The sequence below is a fragment of the Microbulbifer litoralis genome (assembly GCF_023634065.1).
In the GTDB taxonomy this organism is placed as follows: domain Bacteria; phylum Pseudomonadota; class Gammaproteobacteria; order Pseudomonadales; family Cellvibrionaceae; genus Microbulbifer; species Microbulbifer litoralis.
The window spans coordinates 33,439-54,467 of the sequence record NZ_JALKCV010000007.1; the positions used below are offsets into that span (position 1 = coordinate 33,439).

19 protein-coding genes are annotated in these 21,029 nt (G+C 62.5%); 11 read left to right on the forward strand and 8 right to left on the reverse strand.

Annotation, left to right across the window (positions count from 1 at the left end; genetic code table 11):
- Window position 1: 1 nt before the first annotated feature.
- From MWN76_RS11870 to MWN76_RS11880, 3 genes are all read right to left on the reverse strand, one after another.
- Window positions 2-1,849, reverse strand: coding sequence for a monovalent cation:proton antiporter-2 (CPA2) family protein (locus tag MWN76_RS11870; protein WP_250461638.1), 1,848 nt, complete (start codon window positions 1,847-1,849; stop codon window positions 2-4).
- Window positions 1,850-1,875: 26 nt separating this feature from the next.
- On the reverse strand, window positions 1,876-3,168 hold the full coding sequence (locus MWN76_RS11875; RefSeq protein WP_250461639.1) for a cation:proton antiporter: 1,293 nt from the start codon (window positions 3,166-3,168) through the stop codon (window positions 1,876-1,878).
- Window positions 3,169-3,613: 445 nt separating this feature from the next.
- A complete protein-coding gene (locus MWN76_RS11880; RefSeq protein WP_250461640.1) occupies window positions 3,614-4,498 on the reverse strand; it encodes a pirin family protein in 885 nt (294 codons plus the stop codon).
- 154 nt (window positions 4,499-4,652) lie between these two features.
- On the opposite strand from MWN76_RS11880, the gene MWN76_RS11885 reads away from it, so the two are divergent.
- From MWN76_RS11885 to MWN76_RS11895, 3 genes are all read left to right on the forward strand, one after another.
- Entirely contained in the window at window positions 4,653-5,540 is an 888-nt protein-coding gene (locus tag MWN76_RS11885; protein ID WP_250461641.1) for a LysR family transcriptional regulator, read from the forward strand.
- Window positions 5,541-5,693: 153 nt separating this feature from the next.
- Window positions 5,694-6,092, forward strand: a complete 399-nt coding sequence (locus MWN76_RS11890) for a DoxX family protein (RefSeq protein WP_250461642.1) — start codon at window positions 5,694-5,696, stop codon at window positions 6,090-6,092.
- A gap of 74 nt (window positions 6,093-6,166) precedes the next feature.
- On the forward strand, window positions 6,167-7,138 hold the full coding sequence (locus MWN76_RS11895) for a glutathione S-transferase family protein (protein WP_250461643.1): 972 nt from the start codon (window positions 6,167-6,169) through the stop codon (window positions 7,136-7,138).
- A 47-nt stretch (window positions 7,139-7,185) separates the two neighbouring features.
- Here the strand turns inward: MWN76_RS11895 and MWN76_RS11900 are convergent, their stop codons facing one another.
- Entirely contained in the window at window positions 7,186-7,731 is a 546-nt protein-coding gene (locus MWN76_RS11900; RefSeq protein WP_250461644.1) for a hypothetical protein, read from the reverse strand.
- Between the two features lie 71 nt (window positions 7,732-7,802).
- Here MWN76_RS11900 and MWN76_RS11905 point away from each other — a divergent pair, with 71 nt between their 5' ends.
- On the forward strand, window positions 7,803-8,222 hold the full coding sequence (locus MWN76_RS11905; protein WP_250461645.1) for a secondary thiamine-phosphate synthase enzyme YjbQ: 420 nt from the start codon (window positions 7,803-7,805) through the stop codon (window positions 8,220-8,222).
- Between the two features lie 44 nt (window positions 8,223-8,266).
- On the forward strand, window positions 8,267-8,866 hold the full coding sequence (gstA, locus tag MWN76_RS11910; protein ID WP_250461646.1) for a glutathione transferase GstA: 600 nt from the start codon (window positions 8,267-8,269) through the stop codon (window positions 8,864-8,866).
- 1 nt (window position 8,867) lies between these two features.
- On the opposite strand, the gene MWN76_RS11915 is transcribed toward gstA, so the two are convergent.
- Window positions 8,868-10,130, reverse strand: a complete 1,263-nt coding sequence (locus MWN76_RS11915) for a multidrug effflux MFS transporter (protein WP_250461647.1) — start codon at window positions 10,128-10,130, stop codon at window positions 8,868-8,870.
- A gap of 142 nt (window positions 10,131-10,272) precedes the next feature.
- A complete protein-coding gene (hexR, locus tag MWN76_RS11920; protein WP_250461648.1) occupies window positions 10,273-11,127 on the reverse strand; it encodes a transcriptional regulator HexR in 855 nt (284 codons plus the stop codon).
- Between the two features lie 405 nt (window positions 11,128-11,532).
- Between hexR and uvrD the strand changes: the two genes are divergently transcribed.
- The 6 genes from uvrD (at window position 11,533) to MWN76_RS11950 (ending at window position 16,653) form a co-directional block, all read left to right on the forward strand.
- The gene (gene uvrD / locus MWN76_RS11925) at window positions 11,533-13,752 is read left to right on the forward strand and encodes a DNA helicase II (RefSeq protein ID WP_250461649.1); all 2,220 of its coding nucleotides are present in this window, start codon (window positions 11,533-11,535) and stop codon (window positions 13,750-13,752) included.
- Window positions 13,753-13,928: 176 nt separating this feature from the next.
- Window positions 13,929-14,402 (forward strand): DUF3592 domain-containing protein, encoded by a 474-nt coding sequence (locus MWN76_RS11930; protein WP_250461650.1) that lies wholly within the window; start codon window positions 13,929-13,931, stop codon window positions 14,400-14,402.
- Between the two features lie 56 nt (window positions 14,403-14,458).
- Window positions 14,459-15,604: a TRAP transporter substrate-binding protein gene (locus MWN76_RS11935; RefSeq protein ID WP_250461651.1), complete on the forward strand. Its 1,146-nt coding sequence runs from the start codon at window positions 14,459-14,461 to the stop codon at window positions 15,602-15,604.
- 17 nt (window positions 15,605-15,621) lie between these two features.
- On the forward strand, window positions 15,622-16,146 hold the full coding sequence (locus tag MWN76_RS11940; RefSeq protein WP_250461652.1) for a hypothetical protein: 525 nt from the start codon (window positions 15,622-15,624) through the stop codon (window positions 16,144-16,146).
- Window positions 16,146-16,343, forward strand: a complete 198-nt coding sequence (locus tag MWN76_RS11945) for a hypothetical protein (RefSeq protein WP_250461653.1) — start codon at window positions 16,146-16,148, stop codon at window positions 16,341-16,343. The genes MWN76_RS11940 and MWN76_RS11945 overlap by 1 nt, the downstream gene beginning before the upstream one ends.
- Entirely contained in the window at window positions 16,333-16,653 is a 321-nt protein-coding gene (locus MWN76_RS11950; RefSeq protein WP_250461654.1) for a hypothetical protein, read from the forward strand. The genes MWN76_RS11945 and MWN76_RS11950 overlap by 11 nt, the downstream gene beginning before the upstream one ends.
- Here MWN76_RS11950 and MWN76_RS11955 read toward each other — a convergent pair.
- Complete coding sequence (locus MWN76_RS11955; protein ID WP_250461655.1) at window positions 16,629-19,916, reverse strand: type I restriction endonuclease subunit R; 3,288 nt, start codon at window positions 19,914-19,916, stop codon at window positions 16,629-16,631. The genes MWN76_RS11950 and MWN76_RS11955 overlap by 25 nt on opposite strands.
- Window positions 19,917-19,971: 55 nt before the next feature.
- A complete protein-coding gene (locus MWN76_RS11960; protein WP_250461656.1) occupies window positions 19,972-20,994 on the reverse strand; it encodes a virulence RhuM family protein/type II toxin-antitoxin system death-on-curing family toxin in 1,023 nt (340 codons plus the stop codon).
- Window positions 20,995-21,029: the final 35 nt, after the last annotated feature.

A 21,029-nucleotide genomic window follows, 5' to 3' on the forward strand; every position in this document is an offset into this window, starting at 1 on the left:
CTCACATCCCGGGCTTGGAGTTCTGGTCCCAGTGGTGATCCAGGTGCAGGTCCCGGTCGCGCCGGTCCTCGCGCAGCGCCTGCAGCAGCTGCTCGCGGTAGATGCGGGTCTTGGCGATATGCTGGGATTCGTCGCGCCAGTAGGGGAACAGCTTTTCCAGCATGCGCCGGTCGTGCTGCTTGAACTTGCGCGCTGCGCGGCGCGCCTGCAGCTTGCTCAGGCCCAGCAGCTCCAGGGCCTTTTCACCGATTTCCAGTGCCGAGTCCACCGTCTCGCGGAAGATATGCTTCACGCCCGCTTCCATCAGCGCGTACTGGTGCATGCGATTGCGCGCCCGCGCCAGGATGGTCAGGTGCGGAAAGTGTTTCTGGATCTGCGTCACTATCTCCAGCGACGCGGCCTGGTCGCTCAGGGTCAGGATCACCAGGCGCGCGTTGCGGGCGCCGGCGGCGCGCAGCAGGTCCTCGCGCGAGGCGTCGCCGTAATAGGCCTGGATGCCGTAGCGGCGCACCAGGTCCAGCTGCTCGGCGTTGCGCTCCAGCAGCGTGGTCTCGAAGCCGCAGGCGTTCAGCAGGCGGCCGGCAATCTGGCCGAAGCGGCCGTAGCCGACGATGATCACCGGCGAGCCGGAATCCACCGGCGGCTCCTCCTCGCGCGCCTCGCCGGTATCGCCGCGCATATAGCGCGGCAGGATAAACTGCTCGTAGAACAATAGCAGTATCGGTGTCAGTGCCATCGACAGCGCGATCAGCGCCAGCAGCAGGTTGCCGGTGGTGCTGTCGAAGACCCGGTGATTGGCGGCGAAGGACACCAGCACGAAGCCGAATTCCCCCGCCTGCGCCAGCGACAGTGCAAACAGCCAGTCCTCGCCGCGGGAGATACCGACCACCTTCGCCAGGGCGAACAGGACCGCGAATTTGACCAGTACCAGCAGCACCACCAGTCCCAGCAGCAACAGCGGATACTGGGCGATCAGGTTGAAATTCAGGCTGGCGCCCACGGCGATGAAGAACAGCCCCAGTAGCAGGCCCTTGAAGGGTTCGATATCCGCTTCCAGCTCATGGCGGTACTCGCTCTCCGCCAGGATCACCCCGGCGAGGAAGGTGCCCAGTGCCGGCGACAGGTCCAGCCAGCTCATGACCGCAGCCGCCGCCAGCACGATCAGCAACGCGGAGACGGTGAACATCTCCCGCAGCTGGCTGCCGGCCACCAGCCGCAGCAGTGGGCCCAGCAGGTAGCGGCCGGCAATACCGAAGGCGAGCATGGTGCCGATCACGGCGGCACCGTAGTACCAGCCGCTGAGGCCCTCCTGGTGCGAATCCGGCGCCGTGCCGGCCAGCAGCGGCAGCAGTGCCAGTATCGGGATCACGGCGATGTCCTGGAACAGCAGCACCGAGAAGGCGCCGCGGCCGCCCTCGGTTTTCAGCAGTCCCTTTTCCGTCAGTGACTGCAGCACGATGGCGGTGGAGGACAGGGCCAGAATCAGGCCGACGGCCAGCGCCGCGCGCCAGGCGTGGTCGAACAGCAGCATCGCCAGCCCCGCCACCGCCAGCGCGGTGGCCACCAGCTGGCCGCTGCCGGTACCGAGAATGGCGCCGCGCATCTGCCACAGCTTTTTCGGCTGCATTTCCAGGCCGATCAGGAACAGCATCAGCGCCACACCGAACTCGGCCACGTGCATCTCTTCGCTGGTATCGCCCACGAAGCCGAGCGCGTAGGGGCCGATGGCCACACCGGCGAGCAGGTAGCCGAGTACGGAGCCGAGCCCCAGGCGCGTGGCGATGGGAACGGCGATGGCGGCCGCGGCCAGGTAGGTGACGGCCTGCAGCAGGAAACCGGATTCTTCCATGTCGTTTTTTGTCGTTGGTATTGGGTCTAGCGGGCCGTCTCGACAACCCCTTCGGGTTCGGCGATATCGCGCGAGCGGCGGATCAGCGGTGCGATGGTGGAGCCCTGCACCACGATCGAGAAGAGTACCACGCCGTAGGTCATTACCACCCACAGGTGGCGCAGGTCCTGCCCCTGGATCATTGCGTGGCCGGCGGGGATCGACATCGCCAGCGCCAGCGCCAGGCCGCCGCGCAACCCGCCCCAGATCAGGATGCGTTCCGTGTAGGGGTGGTATTTGCGGCGCCGCTTGAGCAGGGTGAAGGGCACGCCCACCGCCACCACCCGCGCCAGCAGCACGATTACGATGCCGGCTGCGATCAGCAGGTAGTCGAAGTTGCGGAAGTCGATGGTGATCAGGAACAGCCCCACCAGCAGGAACAGCAGGCCGTTGAGGAAATCCTCGGTGATACTCCAGAAGTTGTCCAGCTCGTGCTGGCTGACGCGGGAGAAGCCCCGCTCGCGGGTGAAGTTGCCGATGATGATGCCGCTCACCACCATCGCCAGGGCGCCAGAGACGCCGATGATATTGGCCAGCGCAAAACCGGCGGTGGGGATCACCAGTGTCAGCAGCAGCTCCAGGCTGTGGTCGTCGGTGGAACAGATCAGCCAGTGGAACAGGCCGCCGATAGCCAACCCCAGTGCCACGCCGCCCAGCGCTTCCACGGCGAACAACTCGACCACCGCCGGCAGTGTCGGCTCGCCGCCCTCGAAGGCCAGCGCGTAGATCACCGTGAATACGACGATGCCGAAACCGTCGTTGAACAGGGACTCGCCCTCCACCTGGATCGACACCTGTTCCGGTGCCTTCAGGCTCTTGATGATCGCCAGCACGGCGATGGGGTCGGTGGGGGAAATCAGCGCGCCGAACAGCAGGCAGTAGACGAAGCTGACCGGCATGCCGATAAACTGCAGAAACCAGTAGAGCAAGGCGCCGACGACGAAGGTGGAGATCAGCGTGCCGACAACCGCCAGCAGCCCGATCTCCAGCTTCTGGTTGCGCAGCGCCAGCAAGTCGATATGCAGGCTGCCGGCGAACAGCAGGAAGCCCAATACGCCCTTCAGCAGCAGGTCCTCCAGGTTCATCAGCGGCAGCAACTGGTCGGCCCAGTCGCGCAGGTCGAGTATCCCGATCTTGCCCAGCCCGGTGACCAGCAGCGACAGTGCCAGGGCGCCGGCGGTGATGGCGATGGTGGCCTGGGCGCGCAGTACATACTGATTGAGGAAGCCGAGAAACACGGACACCGCCGCGAGAAAACAAAAGGTGTAATAGACTTCCATACTGCGCGTGCGGCCTCACTTCTCGGTTTGACGGGATCTCTCCCCGAGGGGCGGCCGCCGGCCGCGATCGGGGGACGGGAAATTCCGCCGAATCGATCGCGGCCAATGGCCACTGCCACGGGAAAATTCAGGACTATCAGTCGGTTGGTGTGCCGTTATTGTAGTCGCGCAGAGCCTGCTCGATTGTCGGGAAGAAGGGGCCCGTATTGGGCAACGGGTTCGCGCAGGGGCCGCCCATGAAGGCACATCAGGCCGGCTCCCTCGGGGTTGTGGTGCGCATTGTAACGATTCGGTGGCGCCTGACAAGACGGGCCGGCCGGGCCCACCTTCCGGTTGGATAATTCGTTGGGTAGTGGATGATACTGTTCCAATTCGCCGCGGAATCGCGGTTGTCGGCGTAGTCCTGAAGACGGAGAGCGGGAGAGCCCGGACACTCCCGCAACTCCTATCTGTCCGTCAGTGTGCCCGCCTGGTAATCCCTCAGTGCCTGTTCGATCTCCTCGCGGCTGTTCATGACGAAGGGCCCGTAGTGCACCACCGGCTCGCCCAGCGGCGCGCCGTGCAGGCACAGCAGCCCGGCGCCATCGTCGCCGGCGCGCAACTGCAGGAACTCGCCGTCGCCGTACCGCAGCAGATTGCCGCGGTTGATGGTGCCGCGCTCGGTTTCGAGGGCGCCGCGGTAGACAAACACCAGCGCGGTGTGGTCCGCCGGCAGCGGCAGTTCCAGCTCCGCGTTTTCCGCCAGGCGGATATCCGCCACCGCCGCGTCGGCGGCCGCCTCGGTCAGCGGTGCGCTCCGCTCCGCGCCGTCGAACTGCCAGCGCCCGGCGATCAGCCGGACCAGTGAGCCGCGATCGTCCAGCGCCAGTTCCGGCATCTCCGCCGCCTGGATATCGCGCCAGGTGGGGTCGGACATCTTGTCCGCGGCGGCCATATTGATCCACAGCTGGAAGCCGTGCATACCGCCGCCGCGGCCGTCTTCGGCCTGTGCCGGCATTTCCGAGTGCACGATGCCGCGCCCGGCGCGCATCCACTGGGCACCGCCGGAAGAGACGGCGCCGCGGTTGCCCAGGTGGTCGCGGTGCTCGAATTCACCGTTCAGCATATAGGTCAGCGTCTCGATACCCCGGTGTGGGTGCGGCGGAAAGCCGGCGATATAGTCGTCGGCATTCTCCGAGCGGATTTCGTCCAGCATCAGGAAGGGGCTGAAGTCCGGGCTCTGGAAACCGGCCACGCGCTGGATCTTGACGCCGGCGCCGTCGGCGGAAGCCGTGCTGGCGACGCCGCGGACCATGGGGCGGGCGCCGGGACGCAGTTCAAGCTTGTGCATGGACACCTCCATTCGTGATCTTGCTCGCAGTATAAGCCGATGATTTCGATAAAAAATGGCAAAAAATTGCCAGCTTTATTCGAATTCATAGACCGGTTGCGCTATATATCTTTCGCGCGGTGCAGACCAATCACAACAATATCGAGGAGTGCGAATGGCCAAGGTAACCCTGGAGCAGTGGCGGATGTTTCAGTCGGTGGTGGAGCACGGCGGCTTTTCCCAGGCGGCCCAGGCGGTGCACAAGAGCCAGTCCTCCATCAACCACGCGGTGCACAAGTTGCAGGAGAGCCTCGGCGTGGCGCTGCTGGAGGTGCGCGGGCGCAAGGCCGAGCTGACCGATGCCGGGCAGATCCTGCTGGCCCGCGCCGGGGGGCTGCTGGACGAGGCGGAGTCGCTGGAATCGATCGCCGCCAGCCTCGCAAGCGGCGAGGAACCGGTGCTGACCCTGGCGGTGGATGTGCTGTTCGACTACGAGTGCCTGTTCAACGCCATCGAGCGCTTTGCCGACGAATTTCCCCATACCCGCCTGGAGCTGCGCGAGACGGTGCTGTCCGGCGCCGAGGAACTGCTGCAACAGCAGCAGGCGGATTTCATCCTCACGGCGCAGGTGCCCCAGGGCTTTGTCGGCGAACCGCTCGCGCGCGTGCGCTTTGTGCCGGTGGCCCACCCGCGGCACCCGCTGCACCACCTCGGCCGGCCGGTGGCGCGCGAGGACCTGAAGACCTGCCGGCAGATAGTGGTGCGGGATTCGGCGCTGAAGAATCGCCAGGACGCCGGCTGGCTCGGCTCCGACCAGCGCATCACCGTCACCAACGTACAGACTTCGGTGGAGCTGATCGAGCGCGGCCTGGGGTTTGCCTGGCTGCCGGAGACCCGGATCCGCGAACCCCTGTCCGCCGACCGGCTGCTGCCGCTGCCCACCGCGGAACCCTGGGAGCGGGACGTCACCGTCTATCTGGTCTATGCCGATGCCGATCGCTGTGGCCCGGCGGCCAACTTCCTGGTCGGCGTCCTGCGGGACTGCCTGGGCCCGTTTGAATAGCCCGCGACGCGCCCTATGCCGGCACGATTTCAAATAATCGAATGTTTCCGGCGAATTTTTGCGGTTTTCTCTGTTATTCCCGGCACTACACTGGGGGGAGTTTCGCTATCAATGTCGGACTGATTCGGCGATTTCCCAACCGAGGGTTCAGCGATGACAAACGGTATCTTCTGCGATCTCACCAAACTGCTCGGTCGTTTGTTGATAGCGGCCATCTTCATCCAGGCCGGCTGGAACAAGATCGGTGGCTATGAGAGCACCCAGGGCTATATGGAATCCATGGGCGTGCCCGGCATGCTGCTGCCGCTGGTGATCCTGGTGGAACTGGGCGGCGGCCTGGCGGTGCTGTTCGGGTTCCTGACCCGCTGGGCGGCGCTGGGCCTGGCCCTGTTCAGCCTGCTGACGGCCCTCCTGTTCCACTACCAGCCGGACGACCAGGGCCAGATGATCAACTTCATGAAGAACGTCAGCATCGCCGGCGGCTTCCTGATCCTGACCTGCGCGGGTGCCGGCCGTATCAGCCTGGACCATCTGTTGCGACGCAAGCACTGATCGACGCATCGATCGCCGGCGCGGGCCTCCGCCCGCGCTGCTTCCCATTTCAATAAACGTTTCTTGGAGGCCCCATGGGTTTACTGGTCGACGGCCAGTGGCAGGACCGCTGGTACGACACGGAAAAAAGCGAGGGCGAGTTCGTCCGCGAGCAGGCGCAGCTGCGCAACTGGATCACCGCCGACGGCAGTGCCGGCCCCAGCGGTGAGGGCGGCTTCGCGGCGGAGAAGGGTCGCTACCACCTGTATGTGTCCCTCGCCTGCCCCTGGGCGCACCGCACGCTGATCTTCCGCAAGCTCAAGGGACTCGAGGACTACATCGGTGTCTCTGTCGTGAGCCCCTACATGCGCGAGCACGGCTGGACGTTCAACGAAGACGAGGGCAGCAGCGGCGATCCGCTCTACGGCGCCAGCTACCTGCACCAGCTCTATACCCGCAACCGCAGCGACTACAGCGGTCGCGTCACCGTGCCGCTGCTGTGGGACAAGCAGCGCAACGGCGTGGTCAGCAACGAGTCGGCGGAAATCATCCGCATGTTCAACAGCGCCTTCAACGGCCTGACCGGCAACGACGACGATTACTACCCGCAGGCACTGCGCGGCGATATCGAAGCGACCAATGAAATCGTCTACGACAATATCAACAACGGCGTCTATCGCGCCGGCTTTGCGACGCGCCAGGACGCCTACGAACACGCCTACGAACGGCTGTTCGGCACCCTCGGGCAACTGGAGCAGCGCCTGGCCCACAACCGTTACCTGACCGGGGACCGCGTCACCGAGGCGGACTGGCGCCTGTTCACGACGCTGATCCGTTTCGACGCCGTCTACCACGGCCACTTCAAGTGCAACAAACAGCGGCTGGCGGACTACCCGAACCTGTGGGGCTATACCCGCGAGCTGTACCAGTGGCCGGGGGTGGCGGAAACCGTGGATTTCCACCATATCAAGACCCATTACTACGCCAGCCACGACACCATCAACCCGACGGGCATAGTGCCGAGGGGGCCGGAACTGGATTATTCCGCGCCGCACGGGCGCGGCTGACGGCAAGTGTGCTGTGCGGGAAGCTCGCGAACTTCCCGCACAGCGCACTAGTTGCCTGCAAGCATCAACTTGCGGATCGCCGCGTAGCGTCGCTGCTCGCCCCCGGCCGCCTGCTGCAGCCGCTGCAGGCGGAAATCGAAGCCGCTGTCATTGGCGGCCGTCGCCGGGCGCTGCTGCAGCGCGCGCCGGGTGGCGCGGACTTCCTGCTGTAGCTGGCGCAGGCTGGGCCCGAAACAATAGCGTGTGATCACCTGCGGCCGCTGGTCGCGGTGGCGCTCGATATAGTCCTGCAGCAGGTGTCGGGCGCGGGTGTTGTCCGGGTTGCGGGCCAGGGATGAGCAGCCCGACTGCAGGCGCCGGCGGTCGCCGGCCGTCAGCAGTTGCCCGAAGGCGCGCGCGGCATCGCTGGAATCCTCGATCGCCGCGATCACTTTTTCCTCCAACCGCAGCTGCGCCTCGAACAGTTTGCGCTGCGTGTCCGCCCCATCAGCGGCACTGTCCGGGGCGGGCGTTGCCTGTGTCGGTTGTTCTGCCGCGGCGCTGAAAGACAGGAAAGCGGCAAGCAGCCAGATGTTGCCGGATTTGCACAGCATGTCATCCTCCCTTGCGACAGTTGCTTGGTTCAAATGCAACGCCAGCATATTGCAATCGGGAGGAAGATAAATTGAACAGTTTCCGCCGCGAACTGTGGTTCGATACAAAAAAACGCACGGAATTTATCAATATCACGCCACAGGTGGCGGCCGCGCTGGACCAGAGCGGTATCCGCGAGGGGTTGTGCCTGGTAAACGCCATGCATATTTCCGCCTCGGTATTTGTCAACGACGACGAGCCGGGCCTGCACCGCGACTTCGAGCGCTTTCTCGACGATCTGGTGCCCTACGGTCCGATCGGGCAGTACCGCCACAACGATACCGGCGAGGACAATGCGGACGCCCACCTCAAGCGGCAGTTGTTCGGGCGCGAGGTGGTGGTGGCGGTGACCGATGGCCGGCTGGACTTCGGCCCCTGGGAGCAGATCTTCTACGGTGAATTCGACGGCCGTCGGCGCAAGCGGGTGCTGGTCAAGATTATCGGTGAGTAGGCCTATACTTCCGGGAGTCGCGAACCCCGTCTGAGAGGCCGTCAATGAAACTCTACTATTCCCCCGGCGCCTGTTCCCTGTCCCCGCATATTGTCGCCTGTGAGGCCGGCATCGACCTGGAGCTGGTCAAGGTCGATCTCGGCGAGCACAGGACCGAGAGCGGTGCCGACTTTACCGAGATCAATCCCAAGGGCTATGTACCGGTGTTGCAGCTGGAAGGCGGCGAACTGCTGACCGAGGGCCCGGCCGTCGTGCAGTTTCTCGCCGAGCAGAAACCGGAGCGGGAGCTGGCCCCGGAGTATGGCACCCTGGCCCACTACCGGCTGCTGGAGTGGTTGAACTACATCTCCACCGAGGTGCACAAGGCGTTCGTGCCGCTGTTCTGGAACGGTGCCGATGAGGAGAAGGCGCGGGCGAGGAAAATCGTCGGCAGGCGCTTCGATTTTATCGAGGCGCAATTCGGGCACGACTACCTGCTCGGTGACGGCTTCAGTGTCGCCGACGCCTACCTCTACACCGTCTTCAGCTGGCTGGAAAAACAGAATATTCCCACCGACCGCTGGCCGAAACTGGAGGCTTTTCGCAAGCGTATGGAGGCGCGCCCGGGGGTGCAGCGGGCGCTGCGCGAGGAGGGGCTGCAGTGACTCAGGCCGGAGCCTGGCGCCGGCGGGCCGGCGCCGGCTCCACCGCGATCGGCTCCCGCGCGCGGGCAATAAACAGCGCCGACAGCAGCGCGGTGGTCGCACAGCCGAGCATTGAGGCCGCGATTGGCACCAGGGTACCGGTGTGCAACCCGTTGACGAGACCGCCCAGCAGTCCCCCGGTGATAAACAGCGTGGCGCCGTAGAGTGCATTGGCACTGCCGCTGACGCGCGGAAAGAATTCCAGGAAGCAGGCCGTGGCATTGGGGCCGGTGATACCGATGCACGCGACCACCAGCACCAGCGGCCCCATCCACAGCCAGATCTCCTTCACCCCGGTCAGGGTGCCCATCAGCAACAGGCTGCAGCCAAACAGCTGCAGGCCGATGCCGGCCAGCAGGATACTGCGCGGCTCAAAGACCTTCAGCAGGCGGATATTGACCTGCACCATGCCGATCAGGCCCAGCACACAGGTGCCGAAAAACAGCGGAAACTGTTCCGCCGGCACCCGGAAATACTCCATGTACACGAAGGGCGCGGTGGTGATATAGATAAACATGGCGCCGCTGACACAGGCCTGGGCGCCGAGAAAGCCCAGCGCGCGGCGGCTGCCCAGCACCAGCCGGTAGTTGCGTACCAGGTCGCGCTTGGGGCCCCGCTGGCGCCGGGCGCGGGAGAAGCGCGACACCGTTTCCGGCAGCAGCATCCGCACCAGCAACAGCATTGCCGCGGCGTAGGCCAGCAGGAAAATAAAGATGCTCTGCCAGCCGCCGGCGGCCAGCAGCAGCGAGCCGATCACCGGTGCGATCAGCGGTGCCACCAGCATCATGGTGCTGATCAGGGAAATGATTCCGGCGGCCTGCCGCCCGCTGTACAGGTCGCGCACGATCGCCGCGCAGATCACTGTGGCGAAACCGCCGCCAACCGCCTGCAGGAAGCGCAGCGCGATCAGGTGATCCACATGGGTGGCGAACAGCACCAGCGTCGACGAGGCGATATAGATCCCGAGGCCGATGGTGCCCACGGTGCGCCGCCCCCAGCGATCGGAAAGTGGTCCGCCGAGCAGCTGGCCGGCGGCGAAGCCGAGCAGGAAGCTGGATACCGAGTGCTGTACCCGCGCCACGGCGGTATCCAGCGCGTCGGCCATGGCCGGAATGGCGGGCAGGTAGCTGTCGATGGAAAACGGGGTCAGCGCCACCAGTGCCGCCAGCCACACGGCCAGCCAGCGCGGCGGTGTCTTGTCGGCGGGAATGGACAAAGGGTTCATAAATCGGGCTCTGGTACAGCGCGGCAAAACGCCGGGAGAGAGGGGGCGATCGGGCGACTGTAATGGCTGGGCCCGGTATCGCGGGCGCGCAATGGTAGCGACGCGCCGCAGGATATACCAGTGGCGTTAAAAGATAATGACGTCAGTGTTTGTCTTCGCGCAGCGTGTAGAGCCCCTGCTTGAGTTTCAGCAGGTGTTCCTGCAACTGCGGGCCCTTGCGCTGGGCCACGCCGATGGCGAGCACGTCGATCACCACCAGGTGGGCGATGCGCGAGGACAGCGGCGTGTAGACCTCGATATCCTCTTCCACGTCCACTTCCAGCGGGATATTGGCCTGCCGGGCCACCGGCGAGCCACTGGGCGCCAGGCCGATTACGGTGGCGCCCTGTTCGCGCGCCATACCCATGGAGCGCAGCAACGCCTTGGTGCGGCCGCTCTGGGAGATGGCCACCACGACATCGCCGGGCTCCATCGACATGGCGGACATATTCTGCATATGGTGGTCGGAGTGGGCGGCGGCGGCCAGCTGCAGGCGGAAGAATTTGTGCTGGGCGTCGATGGCCACGGCCCCGGAGGCGCCGAAACCGAAGAACTCGACCCGCCGGGCGGCGGCCATGGCGGTCACGGCCGCCTCCAGCGCGCGCGCGTCGATCTTGTCGCGCACATTCAGCAGGGTATCGACCGTGGAGTCGAACACCTTGCGCTTGTACTCGGCGATGGTGTCGGTCTCGGTCACGGCGATCTGGCCGAAACTGGGGCTCGACGCCAGCTGCTGGGCCAGGTTCAGCTTGAACTCCTGGAAGCCGGAGCAGCCCACCGCGCGGCAGAAGCGCACCACCGTCGGCTCGCTGACCTGGGCCTCGGTGGCCAGGTCGACGATGCGCATATGGATGATCTCATCCGGGTTGGCGAGGATATACTCGGCCACCTTGCGCTCCGATTTGCGCATGGAGGACAGCTGTTCGCTGATTTTCTGCGTGACTTCCGCCGGTTTCACGGGACTTCCTTACTCTGTTCCGGAAACGCAGTTTAGCCGCTAGGCCGTGTGCTGGCGAGCGCCGATCCGGGGGATGCGGCCTAGGAACCCCGTAAGCGGATGACGGGTCGGCCCTGCTGCCGGGGGTTGTTTGCTCAACAGCCTCATCGGCAATCGTTTCACAAACAACCCCCGCCAGTAGGGCCTTTGCATCTGGCTTGGATGTTCTTTTTGAGCTTGATCGGGACGGTGCGCACGGCGCACCCTGCCTGAGAGTCCCGAGTCCCGAGTCCCGAGTCCCGAGTCCCGAGTCCCGAGTCCCGAGTCCCGAGTCCCGAGTCCCGAGTCCCGAGTCCCGAGTCCCGAGTCCCAAAACCTGTTTATTTACACAGGTAACGCCCGCCAGCTCTGGTACAATCGCCACCCATGGACGTTTCTCAGATTCTAGACCCCCTCAACGACGCCCAGCGCGAGGCCGTGGCCGCGCCGCCGGGCAACCAACTGGTACTGGCCGGCGCCGGTTCCGGCAAGACCCGTGTACTGGTGCACCGTATCGCCTGGCTGATGCAGGTGGAAGGGGCCTCGCCCTACTCCATCATGGCAGTGACCTTCACCAACAAGGCCGCCCGCGAGATGCGCGCGCGCATCGAGGAACTGCTGGGGGTGAACACCTTCGGCATGTGGGTGGGCACCTTTCACGGCCTCGCGCACCGGCTGCTGAAGGCGCACTGGCAGGAAGCCAGGCTGCCGCAGAATTTCCAGATCCTGGACAGCGACGACCAGCTGCGCCTGATCAAGCGGGTGCAGAACGACCTGGGCTTGGATGAGAAAAAGTGGCCGCCGCGGGAGACCCAGTGGTGGATCGGTGGCCAGAAAGACGAGGGCCTGCGGCCACAGTATATCCAGGCCGGCGCCGACCTGTGGCTGCAGACCATGGTGCGTATCTATTTCGCCTACGAGGAGGCCTGCCAGCGCGGCGGCCTGGTCGATTTCGGCGAGCTGCTGCTGCGCGCCCACGAGCTGCTGCGGGACAACGACGCCATACTGGCCCACTATCGCCGCCGCTTCCCCTATATCCTGGTGGACGAGTTCCAAGACACCAACACCATCCAGTACGCCTGGCTGCGGCTGCTGGCCGGCGACCAGAGCCGCATCACCGCCGTCGGCGACGACGACCAGTCCATCTATGGCTGGCGCGGTGCGAAGATCGAGAATATCCAGCACTTCGAGCGCGATATGCCCGGAGTGCAGACGGTGCGCCTGGAGCAGAACTACCGCTCCACCGCCACCATCCTGGATGCCGCCAACGCGGTGATTGCCCACAACAGCGGCCGCCTGGGCAAGGAGCTGTGGACCCGGGGCGAGGAAGGCGAGCCGATCGCGCTCTATTCCGCCTACAACGAGCAGGACGAGGCGCGTTTTATCGTCGAGCGCATCCAGGAGTGGGTGCGCGACGGCAACCGCCGCGACAGCGTCGCTATCCTGTACCGTTCCAACGCCCAGTCGCGAGTCCTCGAGGAGGCGCTGCTGCGCGAACAGGTGCCCTACCGCATCTACGGCGGCCAGCGTTTCTATGAGCGCATGGAGATCAAGAACGCGCTGTCCTATATGCGCCTGATCGCCAACCGCGACGACGACACCGCCTTCGAGCGGGTCGTGAACACACCCACCCGCGGTATCGGCGCGCGCACCGTGGAGACCGTGCGCAGCTTCGCCCGCGAGCACGGCTGCTCCCTGTGGCAGGCGGCCAAACAGATGCAGCAGCAGCGGGTGCTGGCCGCCCGCGCCGGCAACGCGCTGCAGAGTTTCCTCGACCTGGTCAATCACCTGGCCGCGAATGCCGAAGACAGAGAGCTGGATGCGATCGCCGAGGATGTGATCGAGACCAGCGGCCTGCTGGATTTCCACGGCAAGGAAAAGGGCGAGAAGGGCCAGACGCGGGTGGAAAACCTGCAGGAACTGGTGACCGCCTGCCGCGGCTTCGACGGCGCCGTGCTGCCGGAAGACGAGCAGAATGAAGAGGAGCGGCCGCTGCTGGACCAGTTCCTCGACAGCGCCGCGCTGGATGCCGGCGAGGGTCAGGCGGACGAGTTCGAGGACGCGGTGCAGCTGATGACCCTGCACTCCGCCAAGGGGCTGGAGTTCCCGCTGGTATTTATGGCCGGCGTGGAGGAAAACCTGTTCCCGCACAAGATGTCGGCGCAGGAACCCGGCCGCATGGAGGAGGAGCGCCGCCTCTGCTACGTGGGCATTACCCGCGCGATGCAGAAATTGTACATCACCTACGCCGAGAGTCGCCGCCTGTTCGGCACCGAGAATTTCAATACACCGTCGCGCTTTGTCAGCGAGATACCGGCGCAGCTGGTACACGAGGTGCGGCTGAAAACCGAGATCTCGCGGCCGCTGTTTAAACCCGGTTTTGCAGAAAACAAATGGGGAAAAGTCGGCGACCTTTCGGATCCGCCGCCGGATTTCGACGACCTGCCGCCGCTGGCTTTGGGCGGCCGCGTCGAACACAAAAAATTTGGCGAGGGCACCGTGGTGCAGTTCGAGGGCAACGGCCCCCGCACCCGTGTGCAGGTCAACTTCGACGATGCCGGCAGCAAGTGGCTGGTCGTTGCCATGGCCAAACTGCAGCCGCTTTAATGTCGTCGGGACTCGGGACTCGGGACTCGGGACTCGGGACTCGGGACTCGGGACTCGGGACTCGGGACCTGGGTGCGCGGAGCTCCAGCTCCGCTTGCGGACGCCAAGCCTGCCATTGATAGTCAAAATAAACGATGCTTTTCAAGTTATTCTCGATACTAATCCCACTATTCTTAATGGCTGCCGGTTTCCTGCAGACAATCATTTATCTGAAGTTCAGGAAAAACTTTCAAAGTTGGCCGACCGTTGCTGCAAAAATAATCCATTCGCGCCTGCTGAATCAGCTGGATGTGGAGGGGCGAAGAGTGATCGAAGCAGTGATCGCATTTGAGTACGAGTTTTGCGGCAAATCGTACAGATCGGAAACTCCTGCACTGCGCGGGCATGACCTGTTTCCGGATCTGAATTACGAATGGGACTTGACGAAGAAATATCGGGTTGGTGATCTGGTAAATGCAAGAGTCCATCCTAGGACTGGGCAGGTGGCCTATCTGGAGGTCGCGCCTTTGAGCCGACTCAGCACAGTGCTAGTGCCCTTGATGATCTTCTGCAGCATTGGATTTTTAGTGGCACTAAAATTCGGATATGTGGCGGAGCTCTATGAATACGTGAAGTTGCAACTTGAACTGGCAACTTACAAGCCGCAATGAGCATACTGAACCAGTGAAGTACTCCACGATATATTGAAAGACAACAGATGGCTTAGATGAAAAGAACAACCAACTGGTACCCCGCCGTCATCCTCGGCCTGCTCGCCCTGCTGGTCATCACCTTCGGTGCGCTGGTGGTCTCCATGGCCTCCCGCGGGCCGGCCCAGCACTTTGCCGAGGGCAGCAATCGGGAAACTTTCGAGTGGAAACTCGTCACCACCTGGCCGAAGAATTTCCCCGGTCTGGGCAGCGCACCGGTGCGCTTTGCGGAGAAAGTCGAGGCCATGTCCGGCGGCCGCCTGAAAATTCGGGTCTACGGTGCCGGCGAGCTGGTACCCGCCATGGGTGTATTCGGTGCCGTCTCCGAGGGGGCCGCACAGATCGGCCACGGCGCCGCCTATTACTGGAAAGGCAAAGTGCCGGCCGCGCAGTTTTTCACCGCCGTGCCCTTCGGCCTGAATGCCCAGGAAATGAATGGCTGGCTGCACTACGGCGGCGGTATGGAATTGTGGCAGGAACTCTATGCGCCCTTCGACCTGATCCCCATGGCCGGCGGTTCCACCGGCGTGCAGATGGCCGGTTGGTTCAACAAGGAAATCAATTCCGTCGAGGACCTGAAGGGCCTGAAAATGCGCATGCCGGGCATCGGCGGCGAAGTGCTGAACCGCGCCGGCGGCACCGCGGTGACCATCCCCGGCGGCGAACTCTATACCGCGCTGCAGACCGGTGTCATCGATGCCACCGAATGGGTGGGCCCGTTCAACGACCTGGCTTTCGGCTTTTACCAGATTGCGGATTACTACTACTACCCGGGCTGGCACGAGCCGGGCTCGATCCTCGAGTTTATCGTCAACAAGAGCGCCTTCGAGAAACTGCCCAACGACCTGCAGGCCATCGTCCGCAGCGCAGCGCGCGACGCCAACCAGGATATGCTCGACGAATACACCGCGCGCAACAATCGCGCCTTGCAGGAACTGGTGGAAGAGCACGGTGTACAGCTACGACGCCTGCCGGACGAGGTGTTGGCCTATCTCAAGGAAATCAATACGCAGATCATGGAGGAAACGGCGGCCGAGGACCCGCAATTCGAGCGCGTCTACCGGGCGTTCAAGGAATTCGAGCGCGAGGTGATTCCGTACCACCGCATCAGCGAGGAGGCCTACTACCAGACACGGGAAAGTAACGCTAACCAAATCAATTGAAAGACAAGGAGGCAAGGATGCTGGCAACACACATGGATGCCGAGCAGCGGTACGATGTGCTTAGGCGTGAGGCACTGCAGATCGCAGTGGAAACTTTACGTACGCAAGATATTGATAATATTCAACTGAGCGCGATTACTGTTGAGGCCTTGAACTTGTCCAGGCGCTGGTCACTTTCTAACGCACGCAAGGTGGATTGGGACTGGCAAGAAGGGTACCGTATCTTCAGGTTCCGATATCCAAAGCGATTCGAGCTGGCGATCTGGGAACACAACCGATTGATTGGCTTGTCCATGGGGCGCCCAACCTACCATAACCAGCATATGCGACTGGATGTTGTAGAGGCGGCCCCTGCTGATCTGGGGCAGCGGGAAGGTATCTTTGAAACCGTGTTACTGGCGTACGGCATCTATGCCCGCCTGATCAACGCTCGGCAGATCAGGATCATGCACTCCTTGAATGAGCAGGTTAGGACCTACTACGAATCATTCGGCTATAAATATGTCCAAAATGGTGATTACCTGTATGCGGAGGTTGACTGATGTGCGCTAAAAAAGTCACCGATCTGGAATCGGCCAGGAAGTTCAAGCGTGAAAAGCGTAAATGGACTACTGAAGAAGTTCGCCAACAGGCAACCAAAGACCTGAAAAGGATGAAGGGCTTGAGCAAAAAAGAGCCTAAAGACCTAGTCTCGGGCGATATGGATAAAGCAGAGAAGGGAACGGGTGATGACGAATAGCAAGCCGCTTTCAGAGCGAGAAAAACAATTTACGCCGGTGGCCGGAGAAACCGATCCACGGGATGCCGCTGCCAAGGCAAGAGCCTTTGCCAGCAGGGAGAAGCTGCGGTTAAAGACGCAAAAGACAAATGTAAATAACCGCCATCAGAGACGCGATGACGCGCTGGTATACGCCTCCTTAGCCGATCCGGTTTGTCCGAATGCGCATAGCAACCTGGGTCGGGTGACGCGACGCAAGAGCTGCCCGAATACACTTATCGTATACATCACCGAGTGGGAAATGTGTCAGGCCGCCCATTTCATTTTATGAGCGGCAAATTCAACCACCAGATCGAATACCTTGTCGCACTTTTCCTTGAATTCCACACGGCCATAGCTATCCGGCAGGTCCTGATCCAGAACTTTCTCGATCTCCGCCTTGACCCGCTGCCGGGTCTGGCCGTCCTTCCACCAGTCCTGCACCAGGACCTTGGGGTGCGCCTGTAGCAGGCTGACGATCAGGTCCTTGGCGGCGAGTTTGACGCGCTGCTCTTCCTTCTTCGTCAGCTTGTCTTTCTTGAGCAGGTCGAACAGCTCCAGTTCGTCCTCGCTCAGCCCCTCGCGCACGTGGCGTTCATCTTCTTGTTGCATGCTCTCCGCGAACTTCATCAGGTCTTCGAAGTAGTTCTCGGTGGAGCTGCCGCCGGCATTGTAGCGGTCGACGATTTCCTGCAGCTTGAGGGCGAAGTCCGTGCGGGTGTGGTTCTGCTGCATCATCTGGCGCAGCTTGTCCTCGATAAATGCCTTCAGCTCGGCGATCTCAATATTCTTGTACTGGGCGTCTTTAAACTCCTCCCGCAGCTTGTCGAAGTTCAATCGGCTGAGGTCCCAGGTGCGCCCCTTTTGCACGATCTGGTATTCCGCCTGGTGCTCCTTGACCAGAAATTTGTCGGCGTTCTCCACCACCATGCTTTCATCCAGCAGTTCCGAGATTTTCTCGGTCACCTGGTCGATATCCACCTGTTCCAGATGCATATCAATCACGCCGCGCAGGTACTGGATGACGGCAATCAGCGGGCGGGGCTTCTGGCTGAGAACCTCCGGCTTGCACGCCTCATACAGCGACGAGACGGTATTGTCGTAGACATAGAAGGTTTTGCGCAGAGCATCACTGCCCAGCAGAATGTCGGCATATTGTTCAAACAGCGAAATATTCTGGAAGGTGTTGTCGGTTTCGAGAATGGCCGCCAAGTGAATATCCTGCTCCCGGCACCAGGCATTGGTCTGGGCAATGGCGTCGTCCAGCAGGCGGAACAGCTCGGATTTCTCCTGCACCGGCGGCTCGCTGCCATCCTCACCCTGGGCGTAATCCCGCAGGGCCTTTTTCATATTGCGGAAGACGTTGTAGTAGTCGACGATCTCGCCGTTTTTCTTCTCGATCAGCCCGCCGCTGTAACCGCGGATGCGATAGCTGGCCACCCGGTTGGCGCGGGCGATGGTCTGCATCAGAGTGTGGTCTTTCATCGGCTTGTCGAGGTACAGGGTCGACACCGTGGGCGCGTCGAAGCCGGTGAGCCACATGGCACACACAAATACCAGCTGTAGCGGGTGCTCCGGGTCTTTGAAGTTGGTTTCGATATCGTGGCCGTGGGCATCCAGCTGATCGATACGCTTGGCGTGGGGGCAGATATCCAGCCCTGCGCGCTCGAACTTTTCCTCGTCCGCCAGCGGATCACTGATCACCACCGCCATCTCCACCGACTTCATATAGGCGATGATTTTCTTGAAGCGGGCGCGCTCGATATCGTTGCTCGTGGTCTTCACCAGCCCGCGCAGGCGTTTCAGTTCCGTCTTCCAGTGGGCCTGCACCTTGTCGTACATCTTGACCGTGGTGAACTTGTCCAGGGAGATCACCATGGCCTTGCCCAGGTAGCCGCGGCGGGGGAAGTGATAGACAATATCCCTGGCGATGGTCTCCAGGCGGTCGTCGCGCACGATCACTTGCATCTCTTTGGCGAATCGCTTCTCCAGTTTTTCCTGTTGGGCATCGTCCAGGTTCTCGTCCTCCAGCAGCTCGTAGAACTCCTCGCTGAGGTCGTCGTTCTGAATCAGCATCTCCGGCACGCGCTTTTCGTAGAACAGCGGCACCGTGGCGCCGTCTTCCATGGCCTGCTGGAAGTTGTACTCGGACACATAGCCGCCAAACCAGGCGTTGGTCTTGCGCTCCTTGCCCAGCAGTGGAGTGCCGGTAAAGGCGATAAAGTGGGCGCCCTTCAGCCCCGCGCGCATATTCTCCGCCAGGCTCTTGTACTGGGTGCGGTGGGCCTCGTCCACGATCACCACCACCTCGCGCCGCTCCTTTTGCGGGTCGAACAGCTGCGGATACTGCTTGCCCTTGGCATAGCGGAATTTCTGGATCAGGGTGAACACGACCTTCTTGTTCTGACCCAGGAACTGGCGCATCTCGTCGGAATCCGCCGGCTGCGCGGCATCGCTCTCGCGTACGGTGCCGGTGTTCAAGAAGTTGCGGTAGATCTGGCCGTCCAGATCCTGGCGGTCGGTGACCACTACAAAACTGAAATTGCCCGGCACCTTGCGGAAGATCTTGCGCACGTAAAAGATCATCGAGAAGCTCTTACCCGAGCCCTGGGTGTGCCAGAAAACCCCCAGCTTGCCGTCCAGCTCTTCGCGCTTTAAGAAGCGCGCATAGGCCTGGTTGACGCCGATAAACTGGTGGTTCTGGGCGATGATTTTGGTGCTCTCCTTGTGGAACAGCACAAAGTTTTCCAGGTAATCCAGCAGCTTGTGCGGCGCCAGCAGGCCGTGCACCGCGCGCTCCACGCTGATGCCCTCGGCGCTTATTTTTTCCCGGTTCACCGCTTCCTTTTCGTCAGTCACCCGCAGCCAGCTGAAGAAATGCTCCCAGCCAGCGGTAAAGCTGCCCACCCGGGTCTCCAGCCCGTTGGATAGCAGGCAGAACACATTGCAGTGGGACAGTTGGGGAATATCGTGCAGGTAGTTCTTCAGGTTGTCTTCATAGGCCGAGCGCAGTTTTACATTGGAGTTTTTCAGCTCCACAAACACCAGCGGCAGTCCATTCACATACAGGATCACATCCGGACGGCGGTAGCCGGCTCTGGGGGCCTGCACCGAGGCTTTGATCCACAGCTGGGAAACGGCGAGAAACCGGTTGGCGCCGTCTTTGGGGGAGGGACGGTGGAAGTCGATCAGCCGCACCAGCTCCTGTTGCTTTACCCCCTCCGTGTCTTCATAGACCACCGGCACGCCGCCGCGGATCAGACCGTCCAGCTCGCGGTTCGCCGCCAGCGAGTGCATGGCGGCGCGGCGGTCGCCGATGCGCGGCAGTACCTGGGTGTCGATCACCTCGGCGGGAATATGCGGGTTGATGGTGAGACAGGCTTCGCGCAGGCGATCGGTGAGAATGACATCGCGCTTGTCGTTGCGCCCGGAGCCGTCGTTCAGGTCTTCCGGCTTTGCGGTATAGCAGTCCAGCACATCGAAACCGTACAGGTGCTGCAATTGCTGTAGCAGTGCCTGCTCGATATCGTCTTCAGAGATAAAGTTCTTTACCACTTGGCCCCCAAATTCGCGCTGCCGCTACCTCCGCAGCCTCAAATGCCCGCTGTGGTTATTCTTGCGGGGTCTCTTTTTTCAGCAATACAAAGTGCTCCACCAGGCGGATCATCAGTTCTTTCTGTTCCGGCAGGCTCTCCGCTACCAGTAGCGCCAGCGCCACCAGGGTGTTGTCGTTGATCATCCGCTCCACCGGTCGCGCCAGCAGGTGCTGGTTGCGGCGCAGATACCACAGGAACAGAAACGAGCCGGTGCGCTTGTTGCCGTCCGCCAGCGGGTGGTTCTTGATCACAAAGTAGAGCAGATGGGCGGCGCGGCTGGCAACATTGGGGTAAAACAACTCCTCGCCAAAGCCCTGTTCGATGGTGGCCAGGGCCGAGGCCAGGCCGTCGCCGCGCAGCTGCGCGAAGAGCGGGGTGGCCTCGCCCTTGTGTATCAGTTCTTGTTTAAGTTCGGCGATGGCTGCCAGTGCCTCACTCAGTGGCAACGGGCGCATCTGCGACTGGCGGTCGCTCTGTTCCGCCAGGCTCTGTTCGTCGTAGCCCTGCAGCAGGCTCCAGCTGCGGGCGTACTCGTGGATCACGCCGAGCACCGCCTCCCCGGCCGGGTTCACCAGTTGCTGGCTGCTGAGGGTGTGGGACAGCAGACTGACTGCCTGTTCAAACTCGATGCCGCGGCGCTCCAGGCGCTGCCGGTTCAGGGTGTAGCCCTGCAACAGGTGCTGGCGCAGGGTATTGGTGGCCCAGATACGGAACTGGGTGGCGCGGGCGGAGCTGACCCGGTAGCCCACGGAGATGACCGCATCCAGGTTGTAGTGCCGCAGTTGGCGGCGCACCCGGCGTTTGCCCTCCTGGCGAACTACCGAGAAATCCTCGGTAGTTGCCCCCTCGTGCAGCTCACCCTCGGCGTAGATATTTTTCAGGTGCAGGCCGACGTTGTCGGTGCTGGTGGCAAACAGCTCGCCCATCTGCGCCTGGGTCAGCCACAGGGTTTCGGCCTCGGTGATTACTTCCAGGTGCACCTCACCGTCGGCGCTGGTGTAGAGCTGTATCTGCTGTTCGTCCATGTGATCGCCCATAAGGGTTTCCTTGGCTGTCCTTGCGCGGCCCGGGT